We start from the raw sequence: 13,072 nt of genomic DNA, 5'->3' as shown, positions 1-13,072 counted from the left end.
TATCTCCTGTTCTCGGCATCTAAGCCGAAGTCAGGCAGAAATTCCACTTATCTCCGCTGTCCAGATTTCCCGAACCACCTCTGGGTTTGGCGGCTGCTGACGCAATTCAAGGGTTCGAAGTGTTCCGATTATCGGTTCGCTGCCGTTCCGGACAGAAACCGGTTCCATTTTCCTGCGCTGGACCATGTTCATTGACGTGAAGGCCATCCGTTGGGATGCCCGGGACAGGGGCAGAAACTGCGAGGCTTGTGCGGGCTTTCGATCAATGCTGAACGGGAAGCCCGGCACATGGGATCGCAGACCCGGGCGTCACGGATATGACAGGGATGTTGCGCCGCGCGCATCGGACCGAGTCTGCGATTGCCATCAGATGCCTGCAGTCTGTGCCTGCTTGCGGAATTTGCGCCGTATAAATCGATTTAACTTATACTGGCATCGTGACAGTAGATCCCATGTTTATCCCGCAACTATACTTGCAACCTTGCGCGAGGCTGCGCCTAAAAAATAGGCAGAAATCCGGTTGAAAATTCTGTTTTCATCTGGAGGGGTGATGCGTTTTTCTGGTGGAAATCGATCCGGTAGAGTTTAAGCAAAATCTAAAATTATATTGGATGGCGATTGCAGTCCGATCCTGACAAAGAGTGCGGCCAAAAGGTGGACTTGAAATGTGATGGTCAGCCACGGTTTTTAAATCCTACTAAATCAATAGGTTATATGGGCTTCCGGAATCTGTTTTCCAGGGAAACCTGAAAGGGCAAAAAAAAAGCAAGGCTTGCGCCTTGCCAATTCAATTACGCGACGATCCGTTGCCGGCGAACCAGCGGCTGCGAGTGACCGCGCCAGGATCTATCCTCCCAAGACTTTGACCGCGTGTGATCAACGGTTATCTTCCGTTGTGTTTGTTATGCTGAAAAAAATAGCGAACTGCACACGTTTTGTCACTAGGAATCTTATTGTTTGTCATAATTCTTTCTCAATATTTGAATCTGCGAATTGCGGAAATTCTAATCCATTGAAAACACGCGTAAATCTTGTTCGGTACCGGATTGTGGGTATTCCGTTTGGGGAGGTGCATCAGCTGAAGCCGTGGCTGGGGATGGAAAAGCTGCGCTGACGCGGGTTTTCAACCACGTCAATTGTGGTTAATAAGCCATCACCTTGGCTTTAATTATGCCTGATTCTTGATTCAATCAGGTTTCTCTCAAGATTCGGTGGTTACGATGCGGCTGTCGCGCTATTTTTTGCCCATTCTGAAGGAAAATCCAAAAGAGGCGGAGATCGTTTCTCACCGGCTGATGCTGCGTGCCGGTATGATCCGCCAGCAGTCGGCAGGTATCTATGCGTGGCTCCCGCTTGGCTTGAAGGTTCTCAACAAGGTCTGCGATATCATTCGTGAGGAGCAGAACCGCGCAGGCGCGAATGAAATCCTCATGCCGACAATCCAGTCGGCCGATCTGTGGCGCGAAAGCGGCCGTTATGATGCCTATGGCAAGGAAATGCTGCGTATCCGGGATCGCCAGGATCGTGAAATGCTCTATGGTCCGACCAATGAGGAAATGGTCACGGACATTTTTCGCGCCTATGTGCGTTCCTATAAGGATCTGCCATTGAACCTCTATCATATTCAGTGGAAGTTCCGCGACGAGGTGCGTCCACGCTTTGGTGTCATGCGTTCGCGCGAATTCCTGATGAAGGATGCCTATTCGTTCGACCTTGATTATGAGGGTGCGAAAATGGCCTATTACCGCATGTTCGTGGCCTATCTGCGCACCTTCGCCCGCGTTGGCCTGCAGGCCATTCCGATGCGCGCCGATACTGGCCCGATCGGTGGTGAGCTGAGCCATGAATTCATCATTCTGGCCGAGACGGGCGAAAGCCAGGTCTATTGCGACCGCGCCTATCTCGACATTGAAGTGCCTGGTGCGGATACGGATTTCCGCAATGACGCGCAGCTTACCGAGATCGTCAATCGCTGGACAGCGCCTTATGCCGCAACCGATGAAATGCATGATGAAGCGGCATGGGAAAAGGTCAGGCCGGAAGACCGCCTGTCTGCCCGTGGTATCGAAGTCGGCCATATTTTCCATTTCGGCACCAAATATTCCGAGCCGATGGGCGCGAAGGTACAGGGGCCGGATGGCAAGGAACATCTGGTGTCGATGGGGTCCTATGGCATTGGCCCGTCGCGTCTGGTTGCCGCCGCGATTGAAGCCTTCCATGACGATGCCGGCATTATCTGGCCAAAGTCGATTGCGCCGTTCGGTGTTGGCATTGTCAACATGAAGCCGGGCGATGAAGCCTGTGATGCCGTCAGCGAAAAGCTTTATCAAGCTCTGAGCAATGCTGGTCTTGATCCGCTGCTCGACGATACGGATGAACGTCCGGGGTCGAAATTCGCTACCATGGACCTGATCGGCCTGCCGACCCAGGTCATCGTCGGCCCGCGTGGCGTTGCGGCTGGTGAAGTCGAAATCAAGGATCGCAAGACTGGTGAACGCCAGACACTTTCGGTTGAAGCTGCAATTAATATGCTGGTTGCCTGAAAATGAGTGACGCGGCGGCAAAGACCGAGCCCAGACAGACAGCGAAAGCAGCACGGAAAGAGCCTGGCTCCGGGCCTTTCTCGGCTTTCGAGCGCATGATCGCCTGGCGCTATCTGCGGGCGCGCCGTCGCGAGACCTTCATTTCGGTGATTGCCGGATTTTCGTTCACCGGCATCATGCTGGGTGTTGCGACGCTCATCATCGTCATGGCGGTGATGAACGGTTTTCGCGCCGAGCTGCTGACCCGTATTCTTGGTATTAACGGCCATCTCATCATGCAGCCGATTGACAGGCCGCTTGATGATTATGCCACGCTGATCCCGCGCATTGACGCCATTCCCGGCGTCAGCTTTGCCATTCCGGTCGTGGAAGGGCAGGCGCTTGTGCAGGGCAATGTCGGCGCTGGCACGGGTGCTCTGGTGCGGGGCTTGCGTGAGGAAGATCTGGACAAGCTGAAACTTGTGTCCGGCAATATCCGGCAGGGCACGCTGACAGGCTTTGATCAGGCAGGTGGCGTTGCCATCGGCACCCGTATGGCCGAAAATCTCGGCCTGTCCGTTGGCGACAGTCTGCGCGTCATTTCACCAGAAGGCGACGTGACACCATTTGGCGTCAATCCGCGCGTGAAGGCCTATAATGTCGTGGCGATCTTTGAGATCGGCATGTCGGAATATGATGCCTCCATTGTCATGATGCCCCTCAGCGAAGCGCAGCTTTTCTTCAATCAGGAAGGCAAGGTGCAGTCGCTCGAAATCTTTGCCGACAATCCCGACAATGTGGATGCGCTGCGCGCACCGATTGAGGAGGCGGCCGGCCGCCAGTTGTCGTTGATTGACTGGCGTCAGCGCAACCAGACCTTCTTCTCGGCGCTGGAAGTCGAACGCAATGTCATGTTCATGATCCTGACGCTGATCGTATTGGTTGCGGCTCTCAACATAATTTCCGGTCTCATCATGCTGGTGAAGGACAAGGGACGCGACATTGCCATCCTGCGCACCATGGGAGCAACGCGCGGCTCGATCCTGCGCATCTTCCTGATGACGGGGGCGGCGATCGGCGTTGCCGGCACATTTGCCGGTGTCGTCCTTGGCATTGTCGTCTGCCTCAATGTCGAGCGCATTCGTGAGTTCTTCTCGTGGCTGTCCGGCACGACGCTGTTTAACCCGGAACTTTATTTCCTCAGCCAGTTGCCGGCAAAGATGGATCTGGGCGAAACGCTGTCCGTCATCATCATGGCACTGGTTCTTTCCTTCATCGCCACGATTTTCCCGGCCTGGCGTGCAGCCAAGCTCGATCCGGTTGAAGCCCTGAGGTATGAATGATGGCGGGGAATATTGTTCTGCGGCTGGAAAATGTTGCGCGCGCCTATAAGGAAGCCGACCGCGAGCTGGTCATTCTGAAAGACGCTGGATTTACCTTGCGGCGTGGCGAGATGGTGGCCCTGGTCGCCCCTTCAGGAGCCGGAAAATCCACCCTGCTGCATACGGCCGGTCTGCTGGAACGGCCGGACAGTGGCGATGTCATCCTTGATGGGCGTTCCTGCAAGGATCTGTCCGACGAGGACCGCACGGCGATCCGCCGCAACGATATTGGCTTTGTCTATCAGTTCCATCATTTGCTGCCGGAATTTTCTGCGCTGGAAAATGTCATGATGCCGCAGATGATCCGCGGCCTTGACCGGAAGGTGGCGGCAGAACGTGCGCAGATGCTGCTTGATTATATGAAGATTGGCAAACGCGCTTCGCATCGTCCGGCGGAATTGTCAGGTGGCGAACAGCAGCGCGTTGCAATTGCGCGCGCGGTTGCCAATGCGCCTTTGGTGCTGCTGGCTGACGAGCCGACCGGCAATCTTGATCCGACAACCTCCACCTATGTCTTTGGCGCGCTGGAAGCATTGGTGCGCCAGTCGGGCCTTTCTGCGCTGATTGCTACCCATAATCATGATCTGGCCCGCCGGATGGATCGCGTCGTGACGCTGAGGGACGGCAAGGTCGTCGATCTCTGATCTGGCGCCCCTCGGAGGTTTCCCCCCACGAAAACATGTTTGCAGCGTGCCGCACGGTAAGCGCGCAGGCGCGATTCTGCCTATTCATATTCTGTAAACCTTAAATGCAAGCGGACGCTCTGATTGGTGTTGACTTATGAACAAAAAAGGAACAAACTAAAAACATAAGTGAACGAGAGGAGCTTTCCATGACTGATATCGTGCAAGACGTTCTGTCCTTCATCTCCGTCAGCCTGTTTGTCGCCACTTTCGCCATCTGGGTCAGCGCAATCTGAACAGCGGACAATTTTCGTGCAGCCTGTTCACAATTGCCTGTTTCTGTGGACATGCGATGCGCATTGCCGGAAACTGCGATAAGCACCTCATAGAATCGTGGGGGCGGACCCGCCACGACACATGCGACGGAACTGGTGCAATCAAACAGGATTGATGCAATGAGTGAGACAGCAGACAATGCGACGGCAACAGGCGGATCATCACCGCGCTTTGTGCATCTGCGGGTTCACTCGGCCTATTCCCTGCTGGAAGGTGCGCTTCCGGTTGGAAAGATCATCAAACAGGCAATAGCCGATGAGGCGCCGGCTATTGCGATTACCGATACGAACAATCTTTTTGGTGCGCTTGAATTTGCGCAGAAAGCCTCGAAAGAGGGGCTGCAGCCGATCATCGGCTGTCAGCTTGATATTGCCTTTGGCGATCACAGCGACAACAGCCGTAGTGCCAATCGCAAGATGGCGCTGGATCTGGCGCCACTGGTCATGCTGGCAGCGACCGAAGAAGGCTATGCCAATCTGGTTCGGCTGGTCAGCCGCGCCTATCTCGATACGCCAACCGGCGATCCGGTGCATATCGAAGCGGGCTGGCTCAGGGATCTGTCCAGGGATATCATTGTTCTGACCGGCGGGCCGCTTGGGCCGATTGGCCATGCGCTGTCGATGGACAGGCCCGATCGGGCGCGTTCAAGGCTTGAATTCCTGAAGCAGATTTTTGGCAATCGGCTTTACGTCGAATTGCAGCGCCATGCCGGCTATAACCGTGCGCTTGAGGCAAGGACCATCGGGCTTGCCTATGAGCTTGATTTGCCGCTGGTTGCCACGAATGAGGCCTTTTTCCTTACGGCGGAAGATTATGAGGCGCATGACGCCCTGCTTGCGATTGCAGAAGGCCAGATCCTGTCAAACGATGATCGCCGTCGTCTGACGCCGGATCATTATCTGAAAAGCCGTGCCGAAATGGTGGCGCTGTTTTCCGATCTGCCGGAAGCGCTCGACAATACCGTCGAAATCGCTCAGCGCTGCAGCTGGTTCACCCAGACCAGAAAGCCGATCCTGCCGCGCTTTACCGGCGAGACGGAGGAACCTGAAGCAGCCATGCAGGCAGAGGCCGATGAGCTGGCGCGTCAGGCGCGCGAGGGGCTGAAAATGCGGCTGGAGACGGCCGGCTGTGCGGAAGGCTATACGCCTGAGCAATATGAAGAGCGTCTCGAATATGAGATCGGCATCATCACCCGCATGAAATTTCCGGGTTACTTTCTCATTGTTTCGGACTTCATCAAGTGGGCAAAGGCGCATGACATTCCCGTCGGGCCGGGGCGTGGTTCGGGTGCGGGTTCGCTGGTGGCCTATGCCCTGACCATCACCGATGTTGACCCGTTACGCTTCTCGTTGCTGTTTGAACGTTTTCTTAATCCGGATCGCGTTTCGATGCCGGACTTCGATATCGACTTCTGTCAGGATCGCCGCGAAGAGGTGATCCGCTATGTGCAGGAGAAATATGGGCGCAATCAGGTCGCCCAGATCATCACCTTTGGTACACTGCAGGCGCGCGCCGTGCTGCGCGACGTTGGGCGCGTGCTGGAAATGCCTTATGGTCAGGTTGACCGTCTCTGCAAGCTGGTGCCGCAGAACCCGGCCAATCCGGTATCGCTTGCCCAGGCCATCGAAACAGAACCGAAGCTGATGGAAGAGCGCGAGAAGGAGCCGGTCGTTGGCAGGCTGCTTGACATCGCGCTGAAACTTGAGGGGCTTTACCGCCACGCTTCAACGCATGCCGCCGGCATCGTGATTGGTGACCGACCACTGTCCGAGCTCGTGCCCATGTATCGCGATCCGCGTTCGGACATGCCGGTAACCCAGTTCAACATGAAATGGGTTGAACAGGCAGGCCTCGTCAAGTTCGACTTTCTTGGCCTCAAGACGCTGACGGTGCTGCAGACGGCCGTCAAGCTGGTGGCACGCAAGGGAATCAAGATCGATCTCACCCATCTGCCCTATGATGACAAGCTGACCTATGAAATGCTCTCGCGCGGTGAGACGGTTGGCGTGTTCCAGGTGGAAAGTGCGGGCATGCGCAAGGCGCTGCTTGGCATGCGACCTGACCGGATCGAGGATATTATCGCCCTTGTTGCGCTCTATCGTCCGGGGCCGATGGAAAATATCCCGGTCTATAATGCGCGCAAGAATGGCGAGGAAGAAATTGCCTCCATTCACCCGAAGATCGATCACCTGATCAAGGAAACGCAAGGCGTCATTGTCTATCAGGAACAGGTGATGCAGATCGCGCAGGTGCTTGCCGGCTATTCGCTGGGTGAAGCAGACCTGTTGCGCCGCGCCATGGGTAAGAAGATCCGCGAAGAAATGGACAAGCAGCGTGCCCGTTTCGTGGATGGCGCGGTTGAGCGGGGTGTGGACAAGGCGCAGGCAAATATGATCTTCGACCTGTTGGCCAAGTTTGCCGACTATGGCTTCAACAAGTCGCACGCTGCAGCCTATGGCATTGTTTCCTATCAGACCGCCTATATGAAGGCGCATTATTCGGTCGAGTTCCTCGCCGCGACGATGACCTATGATATGAACAATACGGAAAAGCTGAATGATTTCCGTCTGGAAGCCATGCGGCTTGGTATTGAGGTCGTCCCGCCTTCCGTCATGACCTCCTATCGTGCCTTCGAGGTCGGCGAGCGCAAGATTTTCTATTCGCTTGCGGCGATCAAGGGCGTGGGCGAAGCGGCCGTTGACCATATCGTGGCGGTGCGGGCGGAAAAGCCATTTGAAAGTCTTGAGGATTTCTGTGAGCGCATCGATCCGCGCATCGTCAACCGGCGCGTGCTGGAAAGCCTGATCAATGCCGGGGCGCTGGATTGCTTTGGTCATTCGCGTGAATCGCTCAGCGCCGGTATTGATCGCATCATGGGGTTTGCGCAGCGCACGCAGGAAAATGCGGCAAGCGGTCAGTCCGATATTTTTGGCATGTCTGGCGTGCCAAAGGAAAAGCTCATCCTGCCGCAGGTTGCGCCATGGTTGCCATCGGAAAAACTGCATCGCGAGTTTCAGGCTGTCGGCTTTTATCTTTCCGCCCATCCGCTGGACGAATATCGCCAGGTTCTGGAGCGCATGCGCGTGCAAAGCTGGGCCGATTTTGCCGCTGCCGTGAAGCGTGGCGCAACGGCTGGCCGTCTGGCTGGAACGGTCACCGCCCGTCAGGAGCGCAAGACCCGTACTGGTAACAAGATGGGCATTGTGCAATTGTCGGATGCGACCGGCCAGTTTGAAGCGGTGCTGTTTTCGGAAGGGCTGGCGCAATATCGTGATCTGCTGGAAAGCGGCAAATCCGTTGTTGTGACTGTCGCAGCAGAAAACCGGCCGGAAGGAATTGGCCTGCGTATCCAGACCGTCCTGTCACTGGAAGATGAAGCCTGTCGGATGCAGAAGGCAATGCGACTTTATCTGCGTACAGCCGATGTCATTCGCCATATCGCGCCGCATTTCAATACGCGCGGCGACGGGCAGGTCAGTCTCATTCTGATCAAGGATAATGGTCAGCGCGAAATCGAGATCGAGCTGCCGCACCGCTATCGTGTCTCGCCGCAGATCGCCTCGGCAATGAAGGCAATACCGGGCGTCGTTGACGTGGAGCTGGTCTGATCTTTCCGGTGTGTCAAGAACACACCGGAGATCCGGCTCAACCGGCAGGTCTCAATGACCGTATGCACTGGTCAATATCAACCGGTTATTTCAATGAACGGCTGCCATGGGCGCATATCACCCGGCGTGGGGCAGGGGCTCTATATCACCGGGCGGCATATTGATTGGGGGCATCAATCGACGCCTATCAATAGGCCGCGGTAAAGCGCTTGCGGATATGTCTGCCCTGCTCGGCCTCATCGAGAATGGCGACGGCAAGATCAGCGACAGAAATTTTCGAATTGCCGTTGGCGTCAAATACCGGCTCATCGCCGCCGAGACGATATTGGCCCGTGCGCTCTCCCGGCTCTAGCATGATGGCCGGCGAAACAAAACTCCATTCCAGTTCGGTTTCCGCACGCAGATCATTGAGCGCTTGCCTGGCCCCCAGAGCACCTTCTTTCCATTCGGCCGGAAAATCCGGTGAATCGACCAGCTGCGCGCCGTTGACATAAAGGCTGCCTGCACCGCCAACCACGATCAGGCGCTTGATCTGCGCCTTTTTGACCGCCTCGGTGATTGCGCGGCTGCCTTCAACATGACGCTGCCGGATATTGTCGGCCTCCCATCCCGGATTGAAGGCTGAGATGACGATATCATGCCCGGCAAGCTGTTTTGCCAGTGCTTCCGTATCGAACACATCGGCCTTGATGGCTATGACATTGTCAAGCCTTTCAACCTTTTCCGGGTGACGCACCAGGGCAGTGACCGCGTTGCCCCGCGCAACAGCTTCTTTCAAAATGGCAGAGCCGACAAATCCGCTGGCTCCAATCAATGCGATTCTGGTCATGCCTGTTCCTGTAAAGCGTGTGACGACAGTGCAAGGATGCCGTTTCAGGGGACGGTTGAACTGAGCCCACCTTGATGGCCCTGCCTTCAGCTTGGTGAATGTATGCCGATGTGTGAAGGCCACGGTCGGGAAACAGACTGGCAACAGCAGGGCAACAATCAGACTGACTGCGCATACAGGTGCGTATCTTTGCTCGTGTGTTCCATGACGATGGACGAGATGCGACAGCGCCGAGTGGCGCTGGGGAGAGGGCTTGCCGGGACTGCCATTCCAGCGCAGTGGCAGTCCCGGTTTCAGGCGCCATTCAGCTTTTCAGCCATGTAGAATAATGGCGCCCAAACCAGTCATCGAGACTTGGCATCTGGGTCGATCCATCCCGCACAGAAGGTGCATGGCACTGCTGGATGAATGAACGGCCGCAACACCGAGGCAGAGATCTCCGTCATGTCTGTGTCACGGTCATTTCATTCTGCGGACATGTCAAAAGGCTTGGCAATCGCACATTGCCTTTTACCACATCCAGCGGATGGGCTTTTCAATCAACTTTCCAACCCTGGCTATTGAGGCAATAGCGATAGATTGCCGCATAACATCGGTTGAACCGGCCAATCGCACTGCTGTAACGCTGGCATTTCTCATATGCATAAAGATCACACTCGTTGGAGCGATCTAAAGAAAGTGGTGTACTGTTCATTTTGGCGGGCAGGATGCTTGTTGTGCCAGCAGGCATCACAATCGACCCGAAAGTGGCTGTCGTGAGTTTATGCATCAGCCCCTCCTTGGGATACTCTATGTCTGAGCCTGTATTATACTTCAGCGATATATGACGAAGTATCGCAAGAAATAGATAGCGCGCAGGCTTTCACCGCAGTCAGTTTCCCGGCATGTGGGGACAGGCAGGAGCGGCAATGGGAAACAAGGCCTGCACAGGCATGGCACCGTCAGACTTCATGACGAATGCGAACAGAGTCGCGGAAAGTGGGGTCTTGCCTTGACAAGCGCGTCCTGCAGCGATTAAAAGCCCGTAGCGCTGGTGCTGATGGCTCCGGCGTTTCATTTGACGTGTCCCGTGGATGAGGCCTGCGTTCGCGTGCTTCATCCTGTCAGTCACCAGTCATGGTGGCAGAGGAGGGCGCGTTTCCTGTCTGCGCCGCAAGGTGCTCCAACATATAAGGAAATGCGATGAGCAAGCGCGAATCCGCAAAATACAAAATTGACCGTCGTCTTGGCGAAAACATCTGGGGCCGCCCGAAGTCCCCGGTAAACCGTCGTGAATATGGCCCGGGCCAGCATGGCCAGCGCCGCAAGGGCAAGCTGTCCGACTATGGCGTACAGCTGCGCGCAAAGCAGAAGCTCAAGGGCTTCTACGGCGACATTTCTGAAAAGCAGTTCCGCAGGACCTATGAGGAAGCAGTACGCCGCAAGGGCGATACGGGTGAAAACCTGATCGGTCTGCTCGAATCGCGTCTGGATGCTGTTGTTTACCGCGCCAAGTTCGTACCGACGATCTTCGCTGCCCGTCAGTTCATCAATCATGGTCACGTGAATGTGAACGGCCGTCGCGTCAACATTCAGTCCTACCGCCTGAAGCCAGGTGATGTGGTTGAAGTACGCGAAAAGTCGAAGCAGCTCGCAATGGTTCTGGAATCGGTTCAGCTCGCTGAGCGTGATGTTCCGGACTACATCGAAGTTGACCACAACAAGATGGTTGCGACCTACACCCGCGTTCCGTCTCTTTCGGATGTGCCATATGCCGTCCAGATGGAACCAAATCTGGTCGTCGAATTCTATTCGCGTTAATAGATTGCGCCCCCGTGGCGCAACATCTGAAGAAATCCGAGCCCGCGCTGTCACCGGTGCGGGTTTTTCTTTGCCGGCAATCATGGGATCAGAAAATTGCCGGCATCTTGTCTTTTCACCATGGCGAACGGAAACCGGTATCCACTTTCCCTGGAACTGCTTGTCTTGTGCTTCCCCTTGCTGAGGCTTTTTTGTATGTAGGCGCCATATTTCATCAGACAGGCAAGAACATGAACGCCATAGATTCGGAAATGACGGCAGATACTGGCAGTGATGGCTGTCATCCCCTGTTTCGGGATGTGCCTGCCTCGGTTGAGTTCAACAAGCTGCGCAAGCGCCTCCTGCGCATGACGCGGCAGGCGATCGAGGATTTCTCCATGGTCAAGCCAGGTGAACGCTGGCTGGTCTGCCTGTCTGGCGGCAAGGATTCCTATGGCTTGCTGGCGCTGTTGCTGGATCTGAAATGGCGCGGGCTCCTGCCGATAGAGCTTCTGGCCTGCAATCTCGATCAGGGCCAGCCGAATTTTCCGAAACACATCCTGCCGGATTGGCTCAACAAATATGATATTCCGCACCGGATCGAATATCAGGACACCTATTCGGTCGTGACCGAGAAGATTCCGGAAAGCCAGACCTATTGTTCACTCTGCTCGCGCCTGCGTCGCGGCAATCTGTACCGCATTGCACGCGAGGAAGGCTGCACGGCGATTGTCCTGGGGCATCACCGGGAAGATATTCTCGAAACCTTCTTCATGAACCTGTTTCATGGCGGGCGACTGGCTGCCATGCCGCCCAAATTGGTCAATGATGACGGTGATCTGATGGTGTTCCGCCCGCTTGCCTATGTGGCGGAAGATGACATGGAAAAATTCGCCATTGCCATGAAGTTTCCGATCATTCCGTGCAATCTGTGCGGTAGTCAGGACGGGCTGCAGCGCAATGCGATGAAGGCCATGCTGGCCGATATTGAAAGGCGCATGCCGGGCCGGAAGGACACGATGATCCGTGCGCTGACCAATGTCCGCCCCAGCCATCTGCTTGATCGCAAGCTGTTTAATTTTGCTGCCCTCGCGCTGCAACCGGGCATGACAAAAGATGAAATTTGATGCTTCTCATATGGACTGGCTGGCCGGCGTGCTGGCCGAAGCAGGCCAGCTGGAAATCATGCCACGCTTTCGCCGTCTTGATGCCGGCGCCATTCATGAGAAAAGCTCGCCTGCCGATCTGGTGACAGAGGCTGACGTCAATGCGGAACGGCTGATCACGGCACGTCTGGAAGAGCGTTTTCCCAATGCCCTGATCGTCGGCGAGGAGGCCTGTGCCGCCAATCCCCGCCTGCTTGACGGGCTTTCTTCGGCAGATTTCGCCATCACCATTGATCCGGTCGATGGCACGTTCAATTTTGCCTCTGGCGTGCCGCTCTTTGGAGTCATGCTGGCGGTCGTGGCAAGGGGCGAGACCATTGCAGCCATCATTCATGACCCGGTCTGCAAGGATTGGATCATGGCGATGAAGGGCAGTGGCGCAGTCATTCGCCGCTCGGACGGGACAGAACGGCCAGCGCATGTTGCGGCGCCTGACAGCATTGCGCGCATGACAGGCGTTGTGTCCTGGCAATATGCGCTTGAGCCTTTGCGTTCGCGTCTTGCACGCAATCTGACGCAATTCCTGGCACAGATCGGCTATCGTTGTGCCGCGCATGATTATCGCATTCTCGCCACGGGCGGCGCGCATTTTTCCGCTTATAGTCGGCTGATGCCATGGGATCATCTGCCGGGTGCGCTCATTCATCAGGAAGCCGGCGGTTATCTCAAGCGCTGGGATGGCAGTGACTATCTGCCCTGTCATACGGGTGGCGGCCTGCTCGCCGCACCCGATGCGGAAAGCTGGCGGGCCATTCATCAGGCGCTTTTCCGCGAATAGGCTGCAAATGGAAAAGGCCCGCACTTGACGGGCCTTTTACTGGATTGTT

At 55.8% G+C, this 13,072-nt stretch carries 9 protein-coding genes; 7 read left to right on the top strand and 2 right to left on the bottom strand.

Translation table 11 applies throughout. The features are described 5' to 3' along the window. Positions 1-1,220: 1,220 nt before the first annotated feature. From proS to dnaE, 4 genes are all read left to right on the top strand, one after another. The gene (gene proS, locus ACFO1V_RS12455) at positions 1,221-2,543 is read left to right on the top strand and encodes a proline--tRNA ligase (RefSeq protein WP_374830548.1); all 1,323 of its coding nucleotides are present in this window, start codon (positions 1,221-1,223) and stop codon (positions 2,541-2,543) included. A gap of 2 nt (positions 2,544-2,545) precedes the next feature. After that, a complete protein-coding gene (locus ACFO1V_RS12450; protein WP_374830546.1) occupies positions 2,546-3,865 on the top strand; it encodes a lipoprotein-releasing ABC transporter permease subunit in 1,320 nt (439 codons plus the stop codon). Next, positions 3,865-4,548, top strand: a complete 684-nt coding sequence (locus ACFO1V_RS12445; protein ID WP_374830544.1) for an ABC transporter ATP-binding protein — start codon at positions 3,865-3,867, stop codon at positions 4,546-4,548. The genes ACFO1V_RS12450 and ACFO1V_RS12445 overlap by 1 nt, the downstream gene beginning before the upstream one ends. 434 nt (positions 4,549-4,982) lie before the next feature. Beyond that, entirely contained in the window at positions 4,983-8,471 is a 3,489-nt protein-coding gene (gene dnaE, locus ACFO1V_RS12440) for a DNA polymerase III subunit alpha (protein WP_374830542.1), read from the top strand. 187 nt (positions 8,472-8,658) lie between these two features. On the opposite strand, the gene ACFO1V_RS12435 is transcribed toward dnaE, so the two are convergent. Together ACFO1V_RS12435 and ACFO1V_RS12430 are read right to left on the bottom strand one after the other, a co-directional pair. Continuing rightward, positions 8,659-9,300 (bottom strand): NAD(P)-dependent oxidoreductase, encoded by a 642-nt coding sequence (locus tag ACFO1V_RS12435; RefSeq protein WP_374830540.1) that lies wholly within the window; start codon positions 9,298-9,300, stop codon positions 8,659-8,661. Positions 9,301-9,835: 535 nt separating this feature from the next. Beyond that, positions 9,836-10,069, bottom strand: a complete 234-nt coding sequence (locus ACFO1V_RS12430; RefSeq protein WP_374830538.1) for a hypothetical protein — start codon at positions 10,067-10,069, stop codon at positions 9,836-9,838. A 413-nt stretch (positions 10,070-10,482) separates the two neighbouring features. Here ACFO1V_RS12430 and rpsD point away from each other — a divergent pair, with 413 nt between their 5' ends. From rpsD to ACFO1V_RS12415, 3 genes are all read left to right on the top strand, one after another. Beyond that, complete coding sequence (rpsD, locus tag ACFO1V_RS12425; RefSeq protein WP_374830534.1) at positions 10,483-11,100, top strand: 30S ribosomal protein S4; 618 nt, start codon at positions 10,483-10,485, stop codon at positions 11,098-11,100. 230 nt (positions 11,101-11,330) lie between these two features. Then, entirely contained in the window at positions 11,331-12,206 is an 876-nt protein-coding gene (gene ttcA / locus ACFO1V_RS12420; protein WP_374830532.1) for a tRNA 2-thiocytidine(32) synthetase TtcA, read from the top strand. Continuing rightward, on the top strand, positions 12,196-13,023 hold the full coding sequence (locus ACFO1V_RS12415) for an inositol monophosphatase family protein (protein ID WP_374830530.1): 828 nt from the start codon (positions 12,196-12,198) through the stop codon (positions 13,021-13,023). Before ttcA ends, ACFO1V_RS12415 begins: the two co-directional genes overlap by 11 nt. Positions 13,024-13,072 lie beyond the last annotated feature (49 nt).

The organism is Daeguia caeni, assembly GCF_042653845.1.
GTDB lineage: Bacteria > Pseudomonadota > Alphaproteobacteria > Rhizobiales > Rhizobiaceae > Brucella > Brucella caeni.
The sequence above is the reverse complement of the archived record's forward strand: the minus strand, read 5'-3'. Positions and strand labels throughout refer to the sequence as shown.